We start from the raw sequence: 23,494 nt of genomic DNA, 5'->3' as shown, positions 1-23,494 counted from the left end.
CCTACCCCAACAACAACGCATCATCCGACAGCTTTTCCCCGCGCACGCGCTCGAACATCGCCAGCAAATCCGGCACGTCCATGCCGCGGCGCTCGTCGCCGGAGACGTCCAGCACCACCTGCCCTTGATGCAGCATCACCGTGCGGTCGCCCACGTCCAGCGCCTGGCGCATGCTGTGGGTCACCATCATGGTCGTCAACTGGTTTTCGGCCACGATGCGCGCCGTCAGTTGCAGCACGAAATCCGCGGTGCGCGGATCCAACGCCGCGGTGTGCTCGTCCAGCAGCAAAATCCGTGACGGCTGCAAGGCCGCCATCAGCAGGCTGACCGCCTGACGCTGACCACCCGACAACAACCCGATGCGATCAGTCAGCCGGTTTTCCAGCCCCAGCCCCAACGTAGCCAGACGCTCACGAAAACCGTCTTTCATTGACGCCTTGACCGCACGGCTATAGCCACGGCGCACGCCACGCATCTGCGCCAGCGCCATGTTTTCCTCAATGGTCAGGTCTTCGCAGGTGCCCGCCATGGGGTCCTGGAACACCCGGGCCACCCGACCGGCGCGCGCCCAGACGGGCTGGCGCGTCACGTCCACGCCGTTGATATCGATGCTGCCCGAATCAATCGGCAGGTCGCCAGACACCGCGTTCAGGAACGTGGACTTGCCGGCGCCGTTGGACCCGATGACGGTCACGAACTGGCCCGAGGGAATGTCCAGCGACAGGCCGCGCAAGGCGCGGGTTTCGATGGGCGTTCCCGCGTTGAAGGTAATTTTCAGATCTTTGGCGGACAACATATCAGCGCCCCTTCTTGCCGACGAGACGGCGCTTGAGCATGGGGATGACCAGGGCAATCGTGACCAGCACCGCGGTGACGAGGTTCAGGTCTTGCGCCTTCAGGCCGATGAAATCGCTATTCAACGCCAGCGCGATGAAGAAGCGGTAGACGATGGCGCCGATGATCACGGCCAGCGTCGCCAGCACCAGCTTGCGCGACGGCAGGATGCTTTCGCCGACGATCACCGCGGCCAGGCCGATCACGATGGTGCCGATGCCCATCGAAATATCAGAACCACCCTGCGTCTGCGCGAACAGCGCGCCGGCCAGCGCCACCAGTGCGTTGGACAGCGCCATGCCGCCCAGGATCATGCGGCCGGTGTTGACACCCTGTGCGCGAGCCATGCGGCCGTTGGAGCCGGTGGCGCGCAGCGCCAGGCCGCTTTGCGTGGCGAAGAACCAGTCCAGCGCCAGCTTCACCAGGATCACGATCACGATCAGGATCAGCGGGCGGGCGACATAGTCGGAAATCCACTCCGGCTGCAAGATGGTGAACACGGTGGGTTCGGTGATCAGCGGCACGTTGGGCTTGCCCATGATGCGCAGGTTGATCGAGTACAGCGCGATCATCATCAGGATGCTGGCCAGCAGGTCCATGATCTTCAGCTTCACGTTCAACCAGCCCGTCACCAGCCCCGCCGCCGCGCCGGCGATGGTGGCGACGACCGTGGCGGTAAACGGGTCGGTGCCCGACGCGATCAGCGTGGCACAGACGGCGCCGCCCAGCGGAAAGCTGCCGTCAACGGTCAGGTCGGGGAAGCGCAACAGGCGAAAGGAGATAAACACGCCCAAGGCCACCAGGCTGAAGATCAGCCCGATCTCCAACGCGCCTAACAACGAGAACAATGACATGGGTTAAATCCAATCAGGGTAAGGATGGTGCATATTAAAGACTTGAAACGTCGGATTTCTTGCGTTCCGGCATCAGTTTTACCCGAGCTTTCGCAACAAACGTTTCTCGGTTCGTCGGGGACGGGGCCGCCGCGCACCCCAAAAAAACATAACAAAAACCCCGCGCACGCCGCTTGAGCGTGGCGGGGTCTGGCCGGAATCGCTTTACTTCACGACCACCGCGGCCGACTTGATCACGTCGTCGGACAGCGTCACGCCCTGTTTGGCGGCGGCGCCCGGGTTCACGTAGAGCTCAAGCTTGGAGATGACTTCCGACGGGATGGCACCGGGCTTTTCGCCCTTGAGGATGCGCACCACCACCCTGCCGGTCTGCATGCCCAGGTCGTGGTAGTTGATGCCCAGCGCCGCGATACCGCCGCGCTTGACGCTGTCGGTGTCGGAGGCGATCAGCGGGATCTTGGCGTCGTTACCCACCTTGACCAACGATTCATAGGCCGACACGACGTTGTTGTCGGTGTTGGTGTAGATGACGTCGACCTTGCCGATCAGGCTGCGCGCGGCCGAGGCCACGTCCACCGAACGCGGGGCGGCGGCTTCCACCAGGCTCATGCCCGACTTCGGCAAAATTTCCTGCAGCTTCTTCACCACCACGACCGAGTTGGCCTCGCCCGGGTTGTAGACGATGCCCACGCGCTTGGCGTTGGGCACGATTTTCTTGATCAGTTCAACCTGCTTTTCCAGCGCCAGCATGTCCGACACGCCGGTCACGTTGGTGCCCGTGGCGTCCATGCTCTTGACCAGTTGGGCGGCCACGGGGTCGGTCACGGCGGAATACACCACCGGCACGTCCTTGGTGGCGGCCACGACGGCCTGGGCCGAGGGCGTGGCGATGGCGACGATGGCGTCCGGGCGGTCACCCACGAATTTGCGGGCGATCTGCGCGGCGGTGCCGTTGTTGCCCTGCGCGCTTTGGTACTGCCACTTCAGGTTCTTGCCGGATTCAAAACCGGCTTGCTTGAGGGCGTCTTGCACCCCGTCACGCACGGCATCCAGCGCCGGGTGCTCGACGATGGCGGTCACCGCCACCGATTTTTGCTGCGCGGACACCGGCGCGGCGATAGCCATTGCCAGCGCCATGGCGCCAACCGTCAGAAAATGTTTTTTTCCGATCAGCATACTAAGCTCCTTGAACCCTTGGTTTTTGTTCGTTACTACAACTGCGCCGGCGGCTTCCCGCCGGTCGGTCAGCCGTAAAGCCGTATAGTCTAACTTGCCGCCAGACAAAAGAATTTGCGGGGAATCCCTGAAATGGTGCATGCCAATCAGGCATGCCCCAAGCCAGGGCGCGCGGCGCCAATATACTAAATATCGCCACCCGGGCTCTTGCTGCCCGCGCTTCATGCAGCAGTCCAGGGCAACCCGTCAGACGCATCCAAAGGCCTCACCATGATCAAACGCGCGCTGGGCCGTTCCGGCCTGCAAGTTCCCCCGCTTACCTTCGGCGGCAACGTCTTCGGCTGGACCGTCGACGAAGCCGGCGCCTTCTCCCTGCTTGACGCCATGGTGGACGCGGGTCTGAATTTCATCGACACCGCCGACGTGTATTCGCGCTGGGCCCCCGGCAACCAGGGCGGCGAATCCGAAACCCTGATCGGCAAATGGCTCAAGCGCTCGGGCAAGCGCGACCGGGTGATGATCGCCACCAAGGTCGGCATGGAAATGGGCCCTGACGCGGTGGGCTTGTCGCCCGCGTACATCCGGCGTGCGCTGGAGGCCTCGCTGGCGCGGTTGCAGACCGACTACGTGGATTTGTACCAGTCGCACAAGGACGACCAGGACACGCCTCTGACCGACACGCTGGCCGAATACGCCAAGCACATTGAAGCCGGCAAGGTGCGGGCCATTGGCGCGTCGAACTACACGGCGGTGCGCCTGTCCGAAGCGCTGATCGCGGCCGAACGCCACGACCTGCCGCGCTACGAAAGCATCCAGCCCGAATACAACCTGTACAACCGCGCGCCCTTCGAATCCGGCCTGCAAAGCCTGGTGAAGACGCAGCAGATGGGCACGATCAACTACTACGCGCTGGCCAGCGGCTTTCTTAGCGGCAAGTACCGCAGCGCGGCGGATGCCGGTAAAAGCGCGCGTGGCCAGAAGATCGTGGACACGTATCTGAACGAACGCGGCATGCGCATCCTGAAAGCGCTGGACGAAGTCTCGGAAGACGCCGGCTGCACGCCCGCGCAGGCCGCGCTGGCCTGGCAGATCGCGCAGCCGGGTATCACCTCGCCCATCGTCAGCGCCACGTCCCTGGCGCAGCTTGACGAACTGGTCAAGGCCGCCAGCCTGACGCTGACGCACGACCAGTTGGCCAAACTGAGCCAGGCCAGCGAGTGGCGCTGACGAGGGCCAAGCGCCGCTAGTGGGAACTAGCGGCGCCCCCGCATCAATCCAGCGTCACGCCGGAATCCTTCACCACTTTCGCCCAGCGAGCCACTTCGCTGTCGACGAACTTGCCGAAGGCGGGGCCCGTCATGTTGGGCACCGCCGCCCCGTTTCCGGCCCAGGTTTCCTTCAACTTCGGCGTGTTCAGCGCCTTGGTGATTTCAGACGCCATCTTGTCGACCGCCTCTTGCGGCGTGCCGGCCGGCGCCCAAATGGCGTACCACGTGGACACCACGTAATTCGGCACGCCCGCCTGGGCAGCGGTGGGCACGTCGGGCAAGGACGCCGACCGCTCGGTGGCGGCCACGGCAAGAGGCTTGATCGCCCCCGCGCGGATGTGGCCGGCCGACGAGCCCAAGCCGTCGAACGCCATGTCCACCTGCCCGCCGATCAGCGCCGACAACATAGGTCCCGCCCCTTGATAGGGCACGTCAACTAACTTGATGCCAGTCTGCATGGCGAACAGCTCACCCGCCAGATGGTGCGTGCTGCCCTTGCCGGCCGTGCCATAGTTGATTTCGCCGGGATGCTTCTTGGCATAGTCGATGAATTCCTGCAGCGTCTTGACCGGCAGCTTGCCGGGGTTGATCACCACCACTTGCGGCGGTTGGGCCACCAGCGCGACGGGCACGAAGTCCTTCTGGATGTTGTAGCTGAGGTTTTTGTAGAGCGAAGGAGCCAGCGCATGGTGCGCGCCGCCCATGAAGAAGGTGTAGCCGTCGGGCTTGGCCTTGGCCGCCACACCGGCGCCCACCGTGCCACCCGCGCCGCCCTTGTTGTCGATGACGACCGTCTGACCCAACTGCATGGTCAGTTGCTGGGCCAGCGGGCGGGCGAAGGTGTCCGTGCCGCCGCCAGCGGGGAACGGAACAATCAAGGTGATGGCGCGCTCTGGCCATTGCGCGGCGGCCGAGCCGCCGAAACCCAGGGCTGCCACGGCGAATACGGCCGTGGCGATCTTGCGAACTTTCATAATGTCTCCTCTTGCTGCATCACGGGGACGGCGCGGTTGTCTGCGTCTCGTCTCTTGAATTTTTATTGAATGAAGCTGCCAGGACTGCATAGCGGGGATGGGGTCGGCATCGCCTCCTTTGAAGAAAAAAATGCCGGCCCCTGAAGGCCGGCACTGATGGTTGGCGTCACAGCGCCTGATAGGTTTCGCGCAGCACGTTCTTTTGCACCTTGCCCATGGTGTTGCGCGGCAGTTGGTCGATGATGTGCACGCGCTTGGGCACCTTGAAGTTCGCAATGCGCGACTTCAGTTCGCGCTGCATCGCGTCGGCGTCCAGCGACACGCCTTCCTTGGGCACCACCACCGCGACGACGGCTTCGCCGAAGTCCGGATGCGGCACGCCGATGACGGCCGATTCGGCCACGCCGGGCATGTCGTCGATCAGCGTTTCGATTTCCTTGGGATAGACGTTGAAGCCGCCCGAGATGATCAGGTCTTTGCTACGGCCGACGATGGACAGGTAATCGGCCGGCGCTTCGTGGCCAGCGGATTCGCCGCCCCAGCGGCCGACGTCGCCCGTCTTGAACCAGCCGTCTTCGGTGAATTCCTCGCGGGTTTTTTCCGGCATGCGCCAGTAGCCCGAAAACACGTTGGGGCCGCGCACCTGCACGTTGCCGATCTCGCCCGGCGCAAGCGCTACGCCCGCGTCGTCCACCACCCGCACCTGCACGCCCGGCAGCGCGCGGCCGACGGTGCCGGCCAGGCGTTCGCCCAGCTTTGCGTCGTAAGGGTTGGACGTCAGCATGACGGTTTCGCTCATGCCGTAGCGTTCCAGAATGGCGTGGCCGCTGCGCGTCTTGAAGTCCGAGAAGGTCTCGGCCAATAGCGGCGCCGACCCCGAGATGAACAAGCGCATGTTGGCGCACACGGCGCGGTCAAAGCGCGGGTCGGCCAACAGGCGCACGTAGTACGTGGGCACCCCCATCATCACCGTGCTCTGTGGCAGATAGCGCAATGCCTGATCGGCGTCCAGCTTGGGCAGCCAGATCATTTTGGCGCCCGCCAGCAAGGCCCCGTGCGAGGCCACGAACAAGCCGTGCACGTGGAAGATGGGCAGCATGTGCAGCAGCACGTCGTCTTCGCGCCAGCCCCAGTATTCGTGCAGCACCTGCGCATTGGCGGCAAGGTTGCCGTGCGACAGCATCGCGCCCTTGCTGCGGCCGGTGGTGCCCGACGTGTACAGAATGGCGGCCAGGTCTTCCGGCTTGCGCTCCACGGTCTTGAACGTTTGCGGCAGGCTGCCCGCGGCGTCCAGCAGCGTGCCCGTGCGGTCTTCGTCCAGCGTGTAGACGTGCGCGCAGCCGGCCTTGTCGGCGGCGCGCTGCACCCAGTCTTGGTTCTTGCTGGCGCAGACCACGACGGCCGGCTCGGCGTTGCCCAGGAAGTATTCGATCTCGGCTTCGCGGTAGGCCGTGTTCAGCGGCAGGTACACCAGGCCGGCGCGCAAGGTGGCCAGATACAGCAACAGCGCTTCCGGCGACTTCTCCACTTGCACCGCCACGCGCGACCCGTCGGGCAGGTTCAGCGACGTCAGCAGGTTGGCCAGGCACGCAGTGGCGCGGTCGATGTCATCCCAGGTGTATTCAAGGTCGGGCGTTTCCAGCGCGACTTTGCTGCGGTCTTTGGGAAAGCCGCCTTGCAGGACAGCATATAGATTGGCGTTGCTCACCTTGGTCAGTCTCCGGAAAAGGATGGATCTACGCCGGCCAGGAATGCGCGCACGCCTTCCTGGTGGTCCCGGCTTTCGGCATAGGAGAAATAATCTTGATATTCGTCTTCGGTCAAGGCGCCGCCTTGGGCAAGCCTGGCCGACAGGCGCTTATTGATGCGGGCGGCCAACGGCGCGCCCTGGCAGATGCGTTCGGCGCTGCGGCGCGCGGCGTCGGCAACCTGCTCATCCGGCACGATGCGAGTCAGCAAGCCCAGGCCATGGGCCTCGTCGGCGCCGAACACGCGGCCTTCCAGCAAGATGGCCAGCGTGGCCGCGCGTCCGACCAGGGCCAGCAGGCCGCGCATTTCATCGGGCGCCATGGGAAAACCCAAGCGGTTGATCGGCACGCCGAACCGGGCCGACGCGCCCGCGATGCGCAGGTCGCACTGGCTGGCGATTTCCAGCCCGCCGCCCACGCACACGCCTTCAATCTGCGCCACCACCGGATGCGGGCAATTGGCCACCGCTTGCAGGGCCGGTGCCAGGATGTCGCGGTGATAGCGCTGCACGCCCGCCATGTCGGCGCGCTGGGCGGGGAATTCGCGGATGTCCGCGCCCGCCGCGAAATTGCCGCCTTCGCCGCGCACGATCACGCAGCGCAGGGCGTCGTCGGCCGACACGCGCGTGAACACGTCACGCAGTTCGCCCCACATGCCCACCGTTATCGCGTTCAGGCGCCCTGGGTGCGATAGCGTCACCCAGGCCAAGGCCCCTTCGCGTTCCAGCCGCACGCGGCCGGTCACGTCTTGCGTCATGTCCCCTACCCTTTTTTTATTGATATGTCTTGCCGTCGTCGCCGGGCAATGGCAATCAGGCCACGCGCCCCACGCCTCGGCTGACCTGGGGCTTGCCTTCGCCCAGGCGCGCCAGGTTGGTGTCGAGCTCGTCAAGGTCGTACAGGTAATTGACCATCAGCGCGCAAGATTGCTTGAGCCCCTTGGTCGATGTATCTGCCGCCCAGTTCAAGCGTTCAATGCGGGCGCCGTTGCCCAGGTGAAAGCGCGCCACCGGGTCCAGCGGCAAGCCGTTTTTCATGGATTGCAAATAAGTCGCCGCCAGGCGGAAGCCCGCGCGCTTGACCACGTCGGACGCCGGACCTTGCGCGGCCTTGGCCAGGCGCGACACCCAACGCTGCCCGTCCGGCACGCCTTCGCGCTTGCGGTCCTTGGCGCGCGATTTGTCTTCGCGCACGATGGCTTCCACGGCGTCGGCGTCCAGCTTGCCCAGCCAGTCGGCAAAACCGGGGATGGGCGACAGCGTGGCAAAGTTCTTCAGCTTGGGCAGTTCTTCCAGCAATTGCTCAACCACGCGCTTGAGCAGGAAGTTGCCGAAGCTGATGCCCTTCAGGCCGGGCTGCGTATTCGAAATGGAATAGAAGATGGCCCAGCGCGCCTTGTCCAGATCCTGCGGCGGCAGCGTGCTGTCCAGCAGCACCTGCACGTTGTCGGCCATGTTGCCGGCAAACGCCACTTCCACGAAGATCAGCGGCACGCCCGGCATCTGCGGGTGGAAATAGGCGTAGCAGCGGCGGTCGGGCGACACGCGGCGGCGCAGGTCATCCCAAGAGGTGATCTCGTGCACGGCTTCGTACAGGATCAGCTTTTCCAGCAGCGAGGCGGGCGAATCCCAGGTCAGCGGGCGCAGTTCCAACAAGCCCACGTCAAACCATGCCGACAGCAGGCCTTCCAGTTCCTTGTCCAGCCCCTGAATGCCGGACACCTGCTTGCGCCAGCGCAGCATGTCAGCCCGCAGATCCACCAGGAAGCGCAAGCCATGCGGCAAGGCGTTAAAGCGCTTGAACAGGCGCGTGCCCTCGCCGCCATCTGCCGGGAACGTGGCGCGCACTTGCGCCAGCGCGGCCAGCATCAGCCGGCGGTCCTTGCCGTCGGCCGCGCTGTACTGCTCACACCAGCGGCGCGCCAGCTTGTTGGCGGCTACGTCGGTCAGGCGCGCTTCGAACAGGCGGCGCACTTCGGATTCGCTGGGCAAGCGCCCGCGTTCCCACAGCTTGCCCAGCCGCGTCATCAGGCTGGCGCCTTCAGCCGCGGCGGCGGCATCGATCAGTTCGGGGTCGGGCTCAGGCGTGCGAGCGCCCCGCGCGGGCGCGAGATTGGCGGGTACGGACATGGGCGGGCTCCTGGATAACGATGGGATCGGTCAAAACCGGGTCGGCGGCGTCTTCATTGGCCAATGCGCGCAGGGCTTCCAACTGCCGCATCAGATGGGTGTGGGCCAGCGCCTGGGCGGCGTCGCTGTCGTGCGCTTTGAGCGCATCGAAAATGGCCAGGTGTTCGGCGCAGGACTGCTGGATGCGCCCGGGCCGCGCCAGGCTGCGGTGGCGCGACAGGCTGAGCACCTTGCGCAGGTTGCCCACCATGTCCGACAGCCATTGATTGCCGGCCAGCGCCTGCACGGCTTCGTGGATCAGGTAATTGGTTTGGTAGTAGGCGTCGATACGGCCGGCGCGTGCGTGGCCGGCCAGTTCGGCATGCAGCGGCTCAAGCGCCGCCAGCTCCGCGTCGCTGGCCTTGCGCGCGGCCTCGAAGGCGCAGCGCCCTTCCAGCATGGCCATCAGCGGGAAGATGTCTTCCAGGTCTTGCGTGGAAAGCTCGTTGACGAAGCAGCCGCGCCGGGGCTCCAGCCGCACCAGCCCTTCGGTGGCCAGCACCTTCAGCGCTTCCCGCAAGGGCGTGCGGGAAATGCCCATTTCGCCGGCCAACCGCAGTTCGTCGATCCACTCGCCATTGCACAGCGCACGCGCGTGAATCATGGCGCGCAGGCGATCCGCGACTTCCAGGTAGAGGGCTTGACGGACGATGGGTTGGCTCATGGGATGGCGGCGGGGGGTGCGCGAGCACTGCGCCGTAATTCATAATTATGAACAGGCCCATGTTAAATCCCGACGCGGAAAAAGGTAAACCCCTGGAAAACCCCTTCCGCCCCCGAACCCCATCCTAAAGACGAAAACGCCCCGGCAGAACACCGGGGACCGATCAGAAATGCAGCACGCCGTCCACGGCGTGGCGGGTCAGCGCCCGTGCCCAGCGGCGCGCCGGCAGCCCGTACTTGGATTCCACCACTTCCGCGCGTTCCAGCAATTCGGCGGGCGTGACCGACAGGCGCGGCCCCGAGAAGGCCAGCACGATCTGGTTGCCCGCGTCGACTTCCGGCAGCAACACCACGCGATCGTCAAACGCCTTGGACAGGTTGTCGATGTTCTTGCCGAAGCTTTCGTGGCGGCCGAACAGGTTCACCGCCACCACGCCGACCTCGCCCAGCACGCGCCGGCAATCGCGGTAGAACTTCACGCTGTCGCGCACGGGGCCTTCGGCGGCGGCGTCGTACAGGTCCACCATCAGCACGGGGCAACGTCCGGCGTTGGCGGGGTCGGCCACCCACAGGCCGGCGTCCATGTGTTCGACTTGCAGCCGGTTCGATCCGGGCAGGCGGAAGAACATGTGGCACGCGGCGGTCACGCGCGGGTTCCATTCCACGGCCAGCAGCGGGCTGCGCGTGTGCTTCACGCAAAAGCGCGCCAGCGAGCCCGCGCCCAGTCCCAGCATGCCGATGGCCTCTTCCTTGGGCGGCTCCAGGAACAGCAGCCAGGCCATCATCTGGCCGGTGTATTCCAGCACCAGCTCGGCCGGGGTCTTGACGCGCATGGCGCCCTGGACCCACTGGGTGTTGAAGTGCAGATAGCGCACGCCGTCCAGTTCGGACAGGGTCGGCTGGTCGAGTTCGGAGGGGAAGTTCGATTTATTCATGGCGGCGATTGTAGGGCGGACGCCGGGCGGGCGTCTCACAAGCACGGCCCATGCCGGGCTGCCTTATCAGGCCGCAACCCGTTCCGCGCCGGCGCCTTCCCAGATCCGCTCCAGCCATTCGGTGCATGACGCCTCCGCGTGCAGGCTCGCCGCCAGCCGCAACACCCGCTTCAGGTACAGGTGCGCGTCGCATTCCCAGGTGATGCCCAGGGCGCCATGCACCTGAATCGCGTTCTGCACGGCGCGCCGGCCGCCCTCCACCGCCAGCAGCGGCACATATAGGCTGTCGCGGTCCGCCGATGGTGCGTCGGCATCGTGGGACGCCGCCGCGGCCATGCCGGCCAGCCGCGCGTCGTCCAGCGCCATCCAGTCGTCGGCCAGACGATGCTTGATCGCCTGGTTGGCGCCGATGGCGCGGTCGAACTGGCGGCGCTCGCGTGCATACGCCGCCGCCATGTCCAACGCCGCCGACGCCGCGCCCAGCAGTTCCGCCGAGCGCAGCAGCGTCATGCGGGTTTTCAAGCGCCGCCACATACGCGCGTCGACTTGTACTTCGATAGCCTCCTGCACGTCGGGGCACGCCACCCGCGCCACCGGCATCGTCGGGTCCAGGCCCGCGGTGGCCGAAGCGCCCGCGGTGCCCCCGATGCCCGACAAGGGCGCATGGCGTTCCAGCCGCAAGCTGCCCGGTCCCAGGCAGCGCAATGCCAAGGCCGACACGCCTGCCCCCGCGCCCTCGATGAACGCCGATCCGTCCGGGCGCATCGCCGCGTCCGCGAAGTACATCTCGCCTTGCATCATGGCTTGCGCCCATTGCGCCACGGGCCCTGCCGGGATCGACTCGCACAAGGTCGGCAGCACCACCATGTTCGCCACCAGCGGCAGGCTCAACAAATGCCGCCCCGCCGCTTCCGCCACGACCCAGGCTTCGCGCATGCCCAAGCCCAGCCCGTCGTGCCCGGTCGGCGCGAGCAGCGCGGGCCAGCCTTGCTCGGCAATCTCGCGCCACAGCGCCAGGCGGGCGTCCGCCGGACACCCCGCCGCCGCGCGGGCGACGCTTGGAGGATGGCGGTCAGCCAGAAAACGCCCTGCCGCCTCTTGCAACATGCGCTGATCTTCATTCAAGGAAAAAGTCATGGTATTCAGTGGCTAGGTTCAAGCTTGCGGCCAGGGTCAAATCCTGGGCGGGTTCAGACTCTTGGCTAGCTCAAGCCCGGGGTCAGCTTCAAGTTCGTGGCGAGGTTCAAGCCTTCGGCAGGCCCAGCATCTGCTCGGCGATGATGTTGCGCTGGATCTCGGACGTGCCCGCCAGGATGGTTTCGGCGCGCGACCACAGGTAGGCGTGCGTCAGCTCGGCGGCTTGTGCATCGGCGTCGTCCGCCAGGCATGCCGCATCGCCCAGCATCTGCATGGATAGTTCCAGCAACCGCTGATGTGCCTCGCTCCAGTGGATTTTGGTGGACGAGCCTTCCGGCCCGGGCGGGTCGCCGCGCATGGCGCCTTCCAGCGCGCGTTGCGACTTCAATGCCAGCACATGGCTGTCGGCCGCCAGCCGCGCCCACTTGTGGCGCACCGCCGCCGACGAGGCCGGCACATGCCCGTAAGCGTCCGGGCGCAACGCCAGGCGGCGCACCGCGTCCAGCTCTTGCCCAAACCGCACCAGGCGCGGAATGAAATAGGTGCCGCGCTCAAAGCTGGCGGCGGCCATCGCCACCTTCCAGCCCTGGTTCTCTTGCCCCAGCAGCAGATCTTGGGGCACGAAGACATCTTCGAAGAACACTTCGCAGAACTCCGCGTCGCCCGTCATCTGGCGGATGGGTTCCACCCGCACGCCGGGGCTGCGCATGTCCACCAGCAGGAAGCTCAGGCCCTTGTGCTTGGGCGCGCTGGCGTCCGTGCGCGCCAGCACGAAACACCACTGCGCGCGGTCGGCAAACGACGTCCATATCTTGTGGCCGTTGACCCGGTAGCCGCCCGCCACGGCTTCGGCGCGCGTGCGTACCGCGGCCAGGTCGGACCCGGCCCCGGGTTCGGAATAGCCCTGGCACCAGACCTCGCGGTTGGACAGGATGCCGGGCAGGAAGCGGCGCTTCTGGGCCTCGCTGCCAAAGTGCAGCAGCGTGGGCGCCAGAATGCCGTGGCCGATCAGATTCACGCCCAACGGCGCGCCGCAACGCGCATGCTCTTCATGGAACACGGCCTGGCGCGACAGCGGTAAATCCTGTCCGCCGTAGTCCCTGGGCCAGCCCAGGCCCGACCAGCCGCTGGCGCACAGCGCGTCTTCCCAGGCGCGCCGGAAATCCAGGTCGCGCGGCGCCGCGCCGCCCGGCCAGCCGCGCCCGAAACTGGCGTAGGCGTCGTTCAGCCACGCGCGCAGTTGCCGGCGGAAGGCGGCGTCGTCTGTAGCCGCGATGGCTTGCGCGGCTTGTTCCTGTCGACCCATTCCTGCTACTCCAAGCGAATGTTGGAATCGCGCGCCACCTTGGCCCAGGTGCTTACGTCTTGCCGGATAAAGGCGGAGAAGGCCTTGGGGTCGCTACCGATGATGTCCAGCCCCAAACCCTTGAACTGCGCCTTCACCTCGGGTTGCGCCAGAATCTGCGCGAGGTTCTGGTAGAGCTTGTCGATCGCTGGTTGCGGCGTGCCCGCCGGCGCCACCAGTCCCAGCCACGGCATCGCCGAATAGCCCGGCAGACCGGAGGCCGCCACCGTCGGCAGGTCCGGCACGGAAGCCGAAGGCTTCGTCGTCGTCACCGCCAGCGCGCGCAGCTTGCCGTCTTTCACGAAGGGGCCGGACGAGGCCCAGGCGTCGAACATCACCTGAATGCGCCCGGCCACCAGATCGTTCAACGCGGGCGCGCTGCCCTTGTACGGGATATGCGCCATCTGCACGCCGGCCATGCTGTTGAAGAGTTCGGCCTCAAGGTGCGTGGAGCTGCCGGCGCCCACCGAGCCATAGCTGACCTTGCCCGGGTTGGCTTTCAGATAGGCGATGAGTTCGCCCACATTCTTGGCCGGAATCGACGGATGCACCTCCAGCACATGCACCACCGACGCCACCTGACTGACCGGCGCGAAGTCCTTGATGGGGTCGTAATTGACCTTGGCGTAGATGCTGGGCGCGATGCCCAGCGACGATGCCGCCATCAGCAGCGTGTAGCCATCGGGCGCGGCGCGCGACACATAGTCGGACGCAATCATCGTGCCCCCGCCCGGCTTGTTTTCCACGATGACGGTCTGACCCAGCTTGGCGGTCAGCCGTTCGGCCAGCAGGCGGCTCATGATGTCCGCCGCGCCGCCAGGCGAAAACGGCACCACGATACGCACGGGCCGGTTGGGATACGGGTCCTGGGCGTGCGACGGGCCTGTCACGCCGATGCAGGCCAGCGCCACGCCGGCCAATAGTCTTTTCATCATGCTTGTCTCCTCCTGGGGGATGCGCTTGCGCGGTTTGCGCGGTTGCACTACGGGGTTGCGGGCAGGATCAGCGCGTCCAGTACCGCAACGCCTTGTCCCGCCTCTTTGATCAGCAAGGGATTGACTTCAATTTCCGCCACGTGCGCGGGCGCGGCAAACATGGCGTTGCCCACGGCGACAATACTTCGGCAGGCCGCCACCAGATCAGCGCGCGGCTTGCCCCGGTAGCCGTCCAGCAGCGCAAACGCCTTCAGCTCGCGCAGCATCTGCATGGCCATGTCTTCGTCCACGGGCAACAGCCGGTGGCTGGTGTCTTGATATATTTCCGTCAGCACGCCGCCCAGGCCCACCGTCAGCACGGGGCCAAAGACCGGGTCGCGCGTGGCGCCCACGATCAGCTCGGCCACGCCGCGTTCCATCTTTTGCACCAGCACGCCGTCGATGCGGGCATCCGGTTGCGCGGCGGCCGCCGAATTCAGGATCTGTTCGTGGGCCGCTTTGACGGCGCCGTCATCCGCCAGCCCCAGCGCCACGCCGCCCACTTCCGTCTTGTGCGCGATGTCGGCGCTAAGAATCTTCAGGGCCACGGGGTAGCCCGCGGCGCGCGCGTCGGCCACCGCTTCGTCGGCATTGCGCGCCGGGCGAGCCTGGGCCTGCGGCAGGCCGAAGGCGGCCAGGTAGGCGCGAGCATCGGCTTCATTGCAGGGCAGCGCCGGCGCCACGGCCGCGTCCAGGCGCGGCGCGGGCGCGGTGCGATGGCCGCCGCGCGCGTCGCACCACAGCAGGTAAGGCGCCAGGGCGGTCACCGCCTGCCCCAGGTCTTCAAACACGGCCACCTCGGCTTCGCGCAAGGCGGCGCGGCTTTGGGCCAGGCCGGTATCGATGGCGATGAACAAGCGCGCATGCTGGCGCGACGCCTCGGCCAAGGCATCGGCCATGCGGTCCAGCATGTAGCCGGGGGCATAGACCACCACCGCGTCGATGGCGTCGGTGGTGGCCAGGGCCTGCAACACCGTGCGCACAAAGTCGGGGTCGTTGACCACGTTGCCGGTCACGTCCACCGGGTTGCCGACCATGCCGTAATCGGGAATGCCGCCGCGCAGCACGGCCTGCAAGTCTTCGGGCAGATCGGGCAAGTCCAGCCCCGCGCCGATGAACTTGTCGGCCAGGATCGCGCCCAGCGCCCCGGACATCGTCAACACGGCCACCCGCTTGCCGGCGCTGCGATGGCGCAGCGTGGCCAAGCTGGCCAGGTGTGCCATCTGCGCAAAATCCGTGGCTTCAATCACGTTCAGTTGACGAAACGCCGCCGCGTACACGCGCCGGTCGCCGGCCAGCGCCGACGTGTGCGAACGCACGGCCTGCGCGCCCTTGTCGGTGTTGCCGGCCTTCAGCGCAATCAGCAGCTTGCCCTGGCGTTCCAGTTCACGGCAGGCGCGCACGAAGCGTTCGCCGTCCCGCAGTTGTTCGATATAGCCCAGCACGATTTCCGTGCGCGGATCGCCCGCCAGGTATTCCAGGTACTGCGAGAAATCCAGGCAGGCTTCATTACCGGTGTTGATGAAATGCGAGAACGGCAGGTCAAGCCGGCGCGCGATGGCGTACACCGCCGCGCACACATTGCCGCTCTGCGTCAGCAGGCTGACCACGCCCGGTCCGGACTGCGCCGGCGCGGTCTTGAACACCGACGCAAACGCCGTGTGCGCCTGCGTGTTCAAGTTGGCGAAACCCATGCAGTTGGGCCCGGCCACGGCCATGCCGCTTTGCGCCACGAAGGCTTCCAGTTCGTCTTGCAAGCGCGCGCCCTCACCGCCCGCTTCCGCGAAACCCGCCGCATAGACGATGGCCGCGCGCACGCCCTTGGCGTGGCAGCGGCGCAGCATCGGCGTGACGTCGGCCGCGGCAATCGCCAGCACCGCGAGGTCCACCGGCTCGGGCACGGATTCGATGTCGGGCCAGCAACGTTTGCCGAACACTTCCTGGTACTTCGGGTTGACGGGATAGATGCCGCCCGCGTAGCCAAAGCGCGTCAGCAATTCCAGCGGCATGCCGCCGATGCGGCCCGCGTTGGCGCTAGCGCCGATCATCGCGATGGAATGCGGATCCAGCAGGCAATCCAGCGCGGGCCTCATGCCGTTTCGCCCTTCTTGTTGCGCTGAATGGCTTGCGCCAGGCCGCGCTCGCGCACCGCCTGGAATTCTTCGCTCAGGTGCGACAGTTGATGCGTGTCGAAGTGGGCCGACAACGCGGTGCGAAAGCCCTGCGCATCGGCGGTACGGTTCAACGACCGCTTGATCAGCCGCAGCCCGAACGGCGGCGCCTGCGCGATGCGCCGCGCCAAAGCCAGCGTGGCGTCGTCAAGTTCGGCCTCGGGCACCACGCGGTTCACCATGCCGATGCGCAGCGCTTCCTGTGCGTCAACCTTTTCGCCGGTGTAGAGCATTTCCTTGGCTTTGCGCAGGCCCATCACCCAGGGGTGGATCAGCACTTCGGTGGCGGCGGCCGCCAGCGTATGGCCGACCGGGTCGGAGAAGTACGCGGTGTCGGCGCACACGACCAGGTCGCACATATTGGCGATCATGAAGCCGCCGGCCACGCAGGCGCCCTGCACCTGGGCCACCGTGGGCTTGGGGAAGTCCCAGATGCGCAGGCAGTAGCCGTAGTAGCGGCGCGATTCATATTCCCAGCGTTCTTCCACGGTGAAGTCCGCGCGCTTGGCCTGCGCTTCCTTCAAGTCGTGGCCCGCCGAGAAATGCGCGCCGCGCCCGGCCAGCACCACTACCCGGACGGCGTCGTCCTGCTCGGCGCGGGTCAGGGCGTCGTCCAGCTCATCCAGCATCTGCTGGCTTTGGGCGTTGCGCGCGGATTCGCGCGCCAGGCTGATGCGGCAGACCGAGTCGTAGTGCTCGACGGCCAGGGTGGCGTATTCCATAGTCTCCTCGTCTCTTGCGGGGCCCGCGCTCGTAGGGCCCGGGTCGGTTGGATTGCAGCGCTTGCACTGCATGGATTTGATTGAATTAACGCACCTGAAATCCTAGAATACAAAATATTCAATCACTTTTTCCCACAATATGAACAAGACGATGAGCACCGGCGGAACCCAGAGCATGCGGCGGGCCTTGGGGCTGCTGCGGGTGCTGGCGCAGCACCAGGAAGACGGCATCGACCTGCAAGGCGTCATGGCGGCAAGCGGGCTGGAGCGCTCCACCGCCCATCGCCTGCTGAGCTGCCTGCTGGAAGAACAATTCGCCGAACGCGACGGGCGCACCCGGCGCTACCGCCTGGGGGTGGATTCCATGCAGTTGGGTTTTGCCGCGCTGCGCCGCACGCCGCTGCTGGACGCGCTGCGGCCCTTCGCCCAGAAGCTGGCGCGGCTGTCGGGCGATACGGTGTTCCTGGTGATCCGTCAGGGCGACTACGCGCTGTGCCTGCTGCGCGAGGCGGGTTCGTTTCCGGTGAAGGTATTCACCATCGACCAAGGCGAACGCCGACTGCTGGGCGTGGGCGCGGGCGGCCTGGCGCTGATGGCCAGCCTGGCGGACGAAGAGATTGCGTCGCTGTATGCGCGGCACGCGGCCAGCTACGCACAGATCGGCGTATCAAGCACTGCCTTGATGAAGGCCGTGAAGCAGACACGCGCGGCGGGGTATTCCGAGATCGTCGACACGATCACGCCGGGTGTATCGGGGGTGGGAGTAGCGTTTCCGGTGTCGGAACTGACGTGGGTGGCGTTCAGCTTCGGCGCCATCAGCAGCCGGCTGGATGCACCGCGCCGCGCCAAGATGGGGGCACTGCTGCGTGCCGAATGCCTGGCCTGGGCGCAGCACTATCTGGGTCATGCCTGATGGACACGCGCCCCCCGTGATGGCGGGGCGCGTGTCTGGTCAAGCGCTATCACTCGACTGCAAGCACATTCATTCAGCGAAATTCACGCGCTTGCGGCCAGCAACTTAAATGCGCTCGAAAATAGCCGCGATGCCCTGCCCGCCGCCGATGCACATCGTCACCAGCGCGTAGCGTCCGCCCACGCGTTGCAACTCGTGCAGCGCCTTGACGGTGATGATCGCGCCGGTGGCGCCAATGGGGTGGCCCAGGCCGATGCCGCTGCCGTTCGGGTTGACCTTGGCCGGGTCCAGCTTCAGTTCGCGCGACACGGCGCAGGCTTGCGCGGCAAAGGCTTCGTTGGCTTCGACGACGTCCAGTTGATCCACCGTGAGGCCGGCCCGCTTGAGAGCGGCCTGCGTGGCGGGCACCGGGCCAATGCCCATGATGTCCGGGTCCACGCCCGAATGCGCGTAAGCCACCAGGCGCGCCAGCGGCTTGATGCCACGCTTGGCCGCCACCGATGCGTTCATCAGCACCACGGCGCCCGCGCCGTCGTTAAGGCCCGACGCATTGCCCGCCGTAACGGTGCCGTTCTCTTTCTTGAACACGGGCTTGAGCGCGGCCATGGTGTCGGCCGAGACGTCGCGGCGCACGTGTTCGTCGGTGTCGAACACGACTTCGCCCTTGCGCGTCTTCAACACCACCGGCACGATCTGGTCGCGGAAATAACCGGCGTCGATGGCGGCGGCCGCACGGCGATGCGATTCCACGGCCAGCATGTCCTGATCTTGCCGGCTGATGCCGAACTTGGCCGCCACGTTTTCGGCGGTCACGCCCATGTGCATGCGGCCGAAGGGGTCGGACAAGGCGCCGGTCATCATGTCCAGCATGGTGCTGTCACCCATGCGGGCGCCCCAGCGTTGCGACGGCACGATGTACGGGGCGCGGCTCATGCTTTCGGCGCCCGCGCCGATGGCGATGTCGGCATCGCCCAGCATGATGGTTTGCGCGGCGGACACAATGGCTTGCAGGCCCGAGCCGCACAGGCGGTTGACGTTGAAGGCCGGCGTTTCCTTGGCGATGCCGGCGTTCATGGCCGCCACGCGCGACAAATACATGTCGCGCGGTTCGGTGTTGATGACGTGGCCCACCGCAACGTGGCCGACCTCGTCGCCCTTGACGGCGGCGCGTTCCAGCGCGGCACGGATGACGGTGGCGCCCAGGTCGCAGGGCGGCACATCTTTCAGCGCGCCGCCAAAGTCGCCAATGGCGCTGCGGACGGCCGACGCGACGATAACTTCATTCATGGTGTTTCCTCCTTGTGGTGTTTCCATCTGATGCTTTGCATCATACCGCCGGCCTAGCGCCGCCGCGCCGCAAGGAATTGAGCGACGGCATCGGCGTGCGCGTCGGTCTTGTGGGCCAGCGCCTGATACGCCGCCGACAGTTCCAGCAAGGCGTCCAGCCGCGAATGCTGGCTTTCGCGCAAGAGCCGCTTGGTCAGCCGCACCGCCTGGGGGGAATTGGCCGCCATGCGGGCCGCCCGCGCGCGCGCGGCGGGCAACAGCTCAACGGCCGGCACCACCCGCGACACCAAGCCCCATTCCAGCGCGGTGGCCGCGCTGATGGCGTCACCGGTGAACGACATTTCGGCGGCGCGCGCCATGCCGATCAGGCGCGGCAGAAACCAGGCGCCGCCGTCGCCGGGAATGATGCCCAGCTTGACGAAGCTTTCCGCAAACGTGGCGGCTTCCGACGCGATGCGCACGTCGCACATGCAGGCCAGGTCGCAGCCCGCGCCGATGGCCGGCCCGTTCACCGCCGCAATCGTCGGCACCTCCAGCGCGTGCAGCGCCAGCGGCAGGCGTTGTATGCCATGCCGGTATTCCTGGCGCAGTTCCACGCCGGCGACCTCGGGGCCAATCTGCCGCTGCATCTCGTTGATGTTGCCGCCGGATGAGAATGCCTTGCCCGCCGCGGTCAGGATCAGCACGCGCACGGCTGGGTCGCGTTCAATGCGCGCGAACACGGCCAGCATCTGGTCCACGATGTCGCTGCCGGTCAAGGCATTGCGGGTGGTCGGGTCGTCCAGCGTCAGCGTGGCCACGCCGTCCGCGTCCAGCTCGAAATGCACGAGTTCCGTCATGTTGTGCTCCTGACATTAAAGTTCTTGGATCGCCTGCGCGCTACGGCGAAAGCCATCAGCGTAGGCCCCGCGCCTGGGCATCGTCCAATATTAGTTTTGGGTTCACTGATACGAAATCGGTATCAAAAACCTTGAAAATAATATTGGACGCCTGTCTGCGCGCTCAGTGATAGTCGTTGGATGCGCCCGCCCCGGGCATGCCACCCCCTTCGGTTCACCGCCATGATCGACACGCTGGAACTGACCACCATTCCTTCCGCCGACGAGGCCTTGCGCGCTGAGGTTCGCGCCTTTCTGGCGGACACGCTGGACGGCCTGGAGCCCGACGAGCGCGCGCGTTCCTGGATGGGTTTTGACGCAGGCTTCAGCCGCCAGCTTGCCGAACGCGGGTGGCTCGGCCTGACGCTGCCGCGCGAATACGGCGGCGCCGAGCGCGGCCACTTCGCGCGCTTCGTGCTGTCGGAAGAATTGCTGGGCGCGGGGGCACCGGTGTCGGCGCACTGGATCGCCGACCGCCAGAGCGCGCCCTTGATCCTGAAATACGGCTCGCCCGCGCAACGGGCGTTTTACCTGCCGCGCATCTGCCGCGCAGACGCCTTCTTCTGCATCGGCATGAGCGAACCTGGGGCTGGTTCCGACCTGGCCGGCATCCGCACCCGCGCGGACCCAATCAGCGCCGGAGGCGGCGGCTGGCGCTTGAACGGCAGCAAGATCTGGACGACCAACGCGCACCGCTCGCACTACATGATTGCGCTGGTCCGCACGTCGGGCACCGCCGAAGACCGCCATCAAGGCTTGTCGCAACTGATCGTGGACCTGTCGCTGCCCGGCGTGACCGTGCGCCCCATTCAAGACCTGACGGGCGATGCGCATTTCTCGGAAGTGTTCTTCGACAACGTCGAACTGCATGCCGATGCACTGATCGGCGAGGAAGGCGCGGGCTGGGCGCAGGTGAATGCTGAACTGGCCTTCGAGCGCAGCGGCCCCGAACGCTTGTATTCCAGCATTGCGCTGCTGGAATGCTGGCTGACGCATTGCCGAGGTCTGTCGGATAACACCGCCAGCCGCGCCACGCTGGGCGCCATCCTGTCGCAGATGGCGGTGCTGCGCGCTTTGTCGCTGGCGGTGGCGGGCAAGCTGGCGGCCGGCGCCAGCCCGGCCACCGAGGCCGCGTTGGTGAAAGACCTGGGCACCGAATTGGAGCAGCAAATTCCACGACTGATCGGCGATGCGCTGGGCCGCCAAGCCGATGTACCGCCGCCCCTGCCGCTGCTGCGCACGCTGGCCTACCTGGAACAGATTGCCCCTACCTTTTCCCTGCGCGGCGGCACGCGCGAAATTCTGCGCGGCATCATCGCGCGCGGCCTTGGCCTTCGATAACTACTGGACGCCCCCATGGACACCCTGCTTGGCGATGCCGCCGAACGCCTGTTCGCTCAAACCTGCACCCCCGCGCTGCTGCGCGCCGCCGAACAAAACCTGCCCGTTGATTCGGCATGGCAGGCCTGCGAGGACGCGGGCTTTGCCGACGCGCTGGTGCCGGAATCACAAGGCGGCGCCGGGCTTGCCTTGGCCGACGCCTTGCCCGTGGCGCTGGCGGCCGGCCGCCACCTGTGCCCCTATCCCATCGCGCATACGATGCTGGCGCGCGCCTGGCTGGCGGCTGTCGGGCAGACACCGCAGGCCCGGCCGGCGGGCGCCATCGCCATCGCGCCTTATGGCCTGGCGATGGATGGCAAGCGCATCACGGGCGTCAACGTGCCATGGGTTCGCGTGGCCGCCCATGTGCTGGCAGAGATCAACGGGCAGGCCTGGCTGCTGCCCGTGCAGGCGGGCTGCGTCCAGCACAACGGCGTGCATGGCTCATTGGACGGCGAGGCATCCTGGGCGATGGCGGATGCGCAATGCCTGGGCAGCGGCCCCGCACTGGATACGCTGGCGGCCGTCGCCTATGCAGGCCTGATGGCCGGCGCGATGGAACGGGTGCTGGACATGACGCTAGCGCACGCCAACGCACGCACGCAGTTCGGCCGCGCCATCGGCCGCTTTCAAGCCGTGCAGCAGCAGATCAGCGTGATGGCCGAACAGGTGTGGGCGGCGCGCATGGGCGCCCAACTGGCGTTTCAAGGCCGCGACGGCTTGCCGCAAGCCATGCTGGCGGCCGTGGGCAAGGCGCGCGCCAGCCAGGCGGCGCCGCTGGTGGCCGACATTGCGCATGCCGTGCATGGCGCCATGGGAATCACGGCGGAATTCGACTTGCAGTTGTATACGCGCCGCTTGCGTGACTGGCGGCGGGCGGCAGGGTCGGAATCCTACTGGCATGAACGCATCGGCGCGCATGCGCTGGCCAGCAACGCCAGCGCGCTGGACACGGTGCGCACCACGCTGCAAGGCATGGCCTAGGTACTGTTGATACCGAAAGGCTTGGACGGATGGCGACGACGATAGCGTCCACGTATCATCGAAGGCCGCCGCCGCCTTGGACCGCCCTCATGGATTTCCGTCATCTACAGCAATTCCTGGTGCTTGCCGACACCTTGAATTTCCACCGCGCTGCGGAAAAGCTGCATATGTCGCAGCCGCCGCTGTCGGTGTCAATCCGCAAGCTGGAAGAGAGCGTGGGCGTTGCTCTCTTCGTGCGCGGTCGCCAAGGCGTGCAACTGACCGAGGCCGGCCTGGCGGCGCTGGACGAAGCGCGCCGCGCCTTGTTCCATGCCGAGCAATTCCGGCTGGCGGCGCGTGCCGGCGCGGCGGGCGAAGGCGGCACGGTGCGCGTCGGTTTCGTGGGGTCGGCCACGCACGCCATCCTGCCGCGCGTGCTGCCCTTGTTCCGCCAACGCTATCCGGGCGTGACGGTGGTGCTGCGCGAAGCCACCTCCATCCGCATCATGCAGGACCTGGCTGATGACGCGCTGGAAGTCGGCATCGTGCGCGTGCCGGTGGCCATGGGCTCGAACGTTCGCCTCGCCCCCCTGACCACCGAGCACTTCGTGCTGGCCGTGCCCAAGGGCCATGCCTTGGCGCGCCGGGGCCGACTTCGGTTGGCCGACCTGGCCGACGAGGCCTTCATCATGTACACCGCGACCGAAGCCGCGGGCTTGCGCATGGCGGCCATCAACGCTTGCCAGTTGCGCGGCTTCACGCCCCGCATCACACAAGAGGCGGTGCAGGTGCAAACCTTGTTGAGCCTGGTCGAAAGCGGGCTGGGGGTCGCCCTGGTTCCCGCCGGCGCCCGCCGCCATCCCAGCCCGAACGTGGTCACCAAGACCCTGTCCGATTTTCCGGCCGATGCGTCGATCGGCATTTCCCTGGCCTGGAATCCCGCTACCGAACGCAGCGCCGCGCGCAACCTGCGCGAGCTGGCGGTCCACGCATTCCGCCCCCGGCCAACCAAATAACCGCGCCGCGCTTGCGGCAAGGTGGCCGGCAGGCTTAGGATGGAGCATGACCGCGCGGCGGCGCCCTGACCGTTATCCCAGGGCGCAA

The 23,494-nt window shown here is 66.4% G+C and carries 21 protein-coding genes; 5 read left to right on the top strand and 16 right to left on the bottom strand.

Translation table 11 applies throughout. From position 1 onward, the window contains the following. Position 1 precedes the first annotated feature (1 nt). The 3 genes from ACE04A_RS13155 to ACE04A_RS13145 all read right to left on the bottom strand — a co-directional run bounded on the left by ACE04A_RS13155 (position 2) and on the right by ACE04A_RS13145 (position 2,864). Entirely contained in the window at positions 2–796 is a 795-nt protein-coding gene (locus tag ACE04A_RS13155) for an ABC transporter ATP-binding protein (RefSeq protein WP_259246057.1), read from the bottom strand. Between the two features lies 1 nt (position 797). Continuing rightward, positions 798–1,688 (bottom strand): ABC transporter permease, encoded by an 891-nt coding sequence (locus ACE04A_RS13150; RefSeq protein ID WP_438858150.1) that lies wholly within the window; start codon positions 1,686–1,688, stop codon positions 798–800. Between the two features lie 204 nt (positions 1,689–1,892). After that, positions 1,893–2,864, bottom strand: coding sequence for an ABC transporter substrate-binding protein (locus ACE04A_RS13145; protein WP_259246055.1), 972 nt, complete (start codon positions 2,862–2,864; stop codon positions 1,893–1,895). Positions 2,865–3,134: 270 nt separating this feature from the next. On the opposite strand from ACE04A_RS13145, the gene ACE04A_RS13140 reads away from it, so the two are divergent. Beyond that, positions 3,135–4,091 (top strand): aldo/keto reductase, encoded by a 957-nt coding sequence (locus ACE04A_RS13140; RefSeq protein WP_391431244.1) that lies wholly within the window; start codon positions 3,135–3,137, stop codon positions 4,089–4,091. Between the two features lie 43 nt (positions 4,092–4,134). Here ACE04A_RS13140 and ACE04A_RS13135 read toward each other — a convergent pair whose 3' ends face one another. The 11 genes from ACE04A_RS13135 to ACE04A_RS13085 all read right to left on the bottom strand — a co-directional run bounded on the left by ACE04A_RS13135 (position 4,135) and on the right by ACE04A_RS13085 (position 16,969). Next, positions 4,135–5,106 (bottom strand): Bug family tripartite tricarboxylate transporter substrate binding protein, encoded by a 972-nt coding sequence (locus ACE04A_RS13135; protein WP_485820191.1) that lies wholly within the window; start codon positions 5,104–5,106, stop codon positions 4,135–4,137. Positions 5,107–5,272: 166 nt separating this feature from the next. Continuing rightward, positions 5,273–6,814 carry a malonate--CoA ligase gene (locus ACE04A_RS13130; RefSeq protein ID WP_447990280.1) on the bottom strand — a complete coding sequence of 514 codons (1,542 nt, stop codon included), beginning with the start codon at positions 6,812–6,814 and terminating at the stop codon, positions 5,273–5,275. A 5-nt stretch (positions 6,815–6,819) separates the two neighbouring features. Next, positions 6,820–7,611 (bottom strand): enoyl-CoA hydratase/isomerase family protein, encoded by a 792-nt coding sequence (locus ACE04A_RS13125; RefSeq protein ID WP_259246052.1) that lies wholly within the window; start codon positions 7,609–7,611, stop codon positions 6,820–6,822. Between the two features lie 55 nt (positions 7,612–7,666). Beyond that, positions 7,667–8,983 (bottom strand): malonyl-CoA decarboxylase domain-containing protein, encoded by a 1,317-nt coding sequence (locus tag ACE04A_RS13120; RefSeq protein ID WP_259246051.1) that lies wholly within the window; start codon positions 8,981–8,983, stop codon positions 7,667–7,669. Continuing rightward, a complete protein-coding gene (locus tag ACE04A_RS13115; protein ID WP_279996069.1) occupies positions 8,934–9,686 on the bottom strand; it encodes a GntR family transcriptional regulator in 753 nt (250 codons plus the stop codon). The genes ACE04A_RS13120 and ACE04A_RS13115 overlap by 50 nt, the downstream gene beginning before the upstream one ends. A gap of 163 nt (positions 9,687–9,849) precedes the next feature. Continuing rightward, a complete protein-coding gene (locus ACE04A_RS13110; RefSeq protein ID WP_100856527.1) occupies positions 9,850–10,620 on the bottom strand; it encodes a class I SAM-dependent methyltransferase in 771 nt (256 codons plus the stop codon). Positions 10,621–10,686: 66 nt separating this feature from the next. Next, positions 10,687–11,757, bottom strand: a complete 1,071-nt coding sequence (locus ACE04A_RS13105) for an acyl-CoA dehydrogenase family protein (protein ID WP_448717360.1) — start codon at positions 11,755–11,757, stop codon at positions 10,687–10,689. Between the two features lie 106 nt (positions 11,758–11,863). Continuing rightward, entirely contained in the window at positions 11,864–13,063 is a 1,200-nt protein-coding gene (locus ACE04A_RS13100) for an acyl-CoA dehydrogenase family protein (RefSeq protein ID WP_485820190.1), read from the bottom strand. Positions 13,064–13,068: 5 nt separating this feature from the next. After that, positions 13,069–14,037: a Bug family tripartite tricarboxylate transporter substrate binding protein gene (locus ACE04A_RS13095; RefSeq protein WP_259246046.1), complete on the bottom strand. Its 969-nt coding sequence runs from the start codon at positions 14,035–14,037 to the stop codon at positions 13,069–13,071. A 47-nt stretch (positions 14,038–14,084) separates the two neighbouring features. Then, the gene (locus ACE04A_RS13090; RefSeq protein WP_448717365.1) at positions 14,085–16,169 is read right to left on the bottom strand and encodes an acetate--CoA ligase family protein; all 2,085 of its coding nucleotides are present in this window, start codon (positions 16,167–16,169) and stop codon (positions 14,085–14,087) included. Further along, a complete protein-coding gene (locus ACE04A_RS13085) occupies positions 16,166–16,969 on the bottom strand; it encodes an enoyl-CoA hydratase (RefSeq protein WP_259246044.1) in 804 nt (267 codons plus the stop codon). The genes ACE04A_RS13090 and ACE04A_RS13085 overlap by 4 nt, the downstream gene beginning before the upstream one ends. Before the next feature lie 139 nt (positions 16,970–17,108). Here ACE04A_RS13085 and ACE04A_RS13080 point away from each other — a divergent pair, with 139 nt between their 5' ends. Beyond that, positions 17,109–17,882 carry an IclR family transcriptional regulator gene (locus tag ACE04A_RS13080; protein ID WP_448717367.1) on the top strand — a complete coding sequence of 258 codons (774 nt, stop codon included), beginning with the start codon at positions 17,109–17,111 and terminating at the stop codon, positions 17,880–17,882. A gap of 105 nt (positions 17,883–17,987) precedes the next feature. Here ACE04A_RS13080 and bktB read toward each other — a convergent pair whose 3' ends face one another. Together bktB and ACE04A_RS13070 are read right to left on the bottom strand one after the other, a co-directional pair. Beyond that, positions 17,988–19,169: a beta-ketothiolase BktB gene (gene bktB, locus ACE04A_RS13075; RefSeq protein WP_279996073.1), complete on the bottom strand. Its 1,182-nt coding sequence runs from the start codon at positions 19,167–19,169 to the stop codon at positions 17,988–17,990. Between the two features lie 53 nt (positions 19,170–19,222). Then, positions 19,223–20,008 carry a crotonase/enoyl-CoA hydratase family protein gene (locus ACE04A_RS13070; RefSeq protein WP_448717369.1) on the bottom strand — a complete coding sequence of 262 codons (786 nt, stop codon included), beginning with the start codon at positions 20,006–20,008 and terminating at the stop codon, positions 19,223–19,225. Positions 20,009–20,230: 222 nt separating this feature from the next. Here ACE04A_RS13070 and ACE04A_RS13065 point away from each other — a divergent pair, with 222 nt between their 5' ends. The 3 genes from ACE04A_RS13065 (at position 20,231) to ACE04A_RS13055 (ending at position 23,406) form a co-directional block, all read left to right on the top strand. Beyond that, positions 20,231–21,388 carry an acyl-CoA dehydrogenase family protein gene (locus tag ACE04A_RS13065; protein ID WP_448717370.1) on the top strand — a complete coding sequence of 386 codons (1,158 nt, stop codon included), beginning with the start codon at positions 20,231–20,233 and terminating at the stop codon, positions 21,386–21,388. 15 nt (positions 21,389–21,403) lie between these two features. After that, complete coding sequence (locus ACE04A_RS13060) at positions 21,404–22,411, top strand: acyl-CoA dehydrogenase family protein (RefSeq protein ID WP_485820189.1); 1,008 nt, start codon at positions 21,404–21,406, stop codon at positions 22,409–22,411. An 89-nt stretch (positions 22,412–22,500) separates the two neighbouring features. After that, entirely contained in the window at positions 22,501–23,406 is a 906-nt protein-coding gene (locus ACE04A_RS13055) for a LysR family transcriptional regulator (RefSeq protein ID WP_279996077.1), read from the top strand. The last annotated feature ends 88 nt before the right edge of the window (positions 23,407–23,494 follow it).

Source organism: Achromobacter colocynthidis, from assembly GCF_057334535.1.
This window is presented reverse-complemented; position numbering and strand designations above follow the sequence as displayed.

Bases quoted from the DNA above. Each gene is read 5' to 3' on its own strand.
- ACE04A_RS13155 (WP_259246057.1), bottom strand. From the start codon at position 796: ATGTTGTCCGCCAAAGATCTGAAAATTACCTTCAACGCGGGAACGCCC.
- ACE04A_RS13150 (WP_438858150.1), bottom strand. From the start codon at position 1,688: ATGTCATTGTTCTCGTTGTTAGGCGCGTTGGAGATCGGGCTGATCTTC.
- ACE04A_RS13145 (WP_259246055.1), bottom strand. From the start codon at position 2,864: ATGCTGATCGGAAAAAAACATTTTCTGACGGTTGGCGCCATGGCGCTG.
- ACE04A_RS13140 (WP_391431244.1), top strand. From the start codon at position 3,135: ATGATCAAACGCGCGCTGGGCCGTTCCGGCCTGCAAGTTCCCCCGCTT.
- ACE04A_RS13135 (WP_485820191.1), bottom strand. From the start codon at position 5,106: ATGAAAGTTCGCAAGATCGCCACGGCCGTATTCGCCGTGGCAGCCCTG.
- ACE04A_RS13125 (WP_259246052.1), bottom strand. From the start codon at position 7,611: ATGACGCAAGACGTGACCGGCCGCGTGCGGCTGGAACGCGAAGGGGCC.
- ACE04A_RS13120 (WP_259246051.1), bottom strand. From the start codon at position 8,983: ATGTCCGTACCCGCCAATCTCGCGCCCGCGCGGGGCGCTCGCACGCCT.
- ACE04A_RS13115 (WP_279996069.1), bottom strand. From the start codon at position 9,686: ATGAGCCAACCCATCGTCCGTCAAGCCCTCTACCTGGAAGTCGCGGAT.
- ACE04A_RS13110 (WP_100856527.1), bottom strand. From the start codon at position 10,620: ATGAATAAATCGAACTTCCCCTCCGAACTCGACCAGCCGACCCTGTCC.
- ACE04A_RS13105 (WP_448717360.1), bottom strand. From the start codon at position 11,757: ATGACTTTTTCCTTGAATGAAGATCAGCGCATGTTGCAAGAGGCGGCA.
- ACE04A_RS13100 (WP_485820190.1), bottom strand. From the start codon at position 13,063: ATGGGTCGACAGGAACAAGCCGCGCAAGCCATCGCGGCTACAGACGAC.
- ACE04A_RS13095 (WP_259246046.1), bottom strand. From the start codon at position 14,037: ATGATGAAAAGACTATTGGCCGGCGTGGCGCTGGCCTGCATCGGCGTG.
- ACE04A_RS13090 (WP_448717365.1), bottom strand. From the start codon at position 16,169: ATGAGGCCCGCGCTGGATTGCCTGCTGGATCCGCATTCCATCGCGATG.
- ACE04A_RS13085 (WP_259246044.1), bottom strand. From the start codon at position 16,969: ATGGAATACGCCACCCTGGCCGTCGAGCACTACGACTCGGTCTGCCGC.
- ACE04A_RS13080 (WP_448717367.1), top strand. From the start codon at position 17,109: ATGAACAAGACGATGAGCACCGGCGGAACCCAGAGCATGCGGCGGGCC.
- bktB (WP_279996073.1), bottom strand. From the start codon at position 19,169: ATGAATGAAGTTATCGTCGCGTCGGCCGTCCGCAGCGCCATTGGCGAC.
- ACE04A_RS13070 (WP_448717369.1), bottom strand. From the start codon at position 20,008: ATGACGGAACTCGTGCATTTCGAGCTGGACGCGGACGGCGTGGCCACG.
- ACE04A_RS13065 (WP_448717370.1), top strand. From the start codon at position 20,231: ATGATCGACACGCTGGAACTGACCACCATTCCTTCCGCCGACGAGGCC.
- ACE04A_RS13060 (WP_485820189.1), top strand. From the start codon at position 21,404: ATGGACACCCTGCTTGGCGATGCCGCCGAACGCCTGTTCGCTCAAACC.
- ACE04A_RS13055 (WP_279996077.1), top strand. From the start codon at position 22,501: ATGGATTTCCGTCATCTACAGCAATTCCTGGTGCTTGCCGACACCTTG.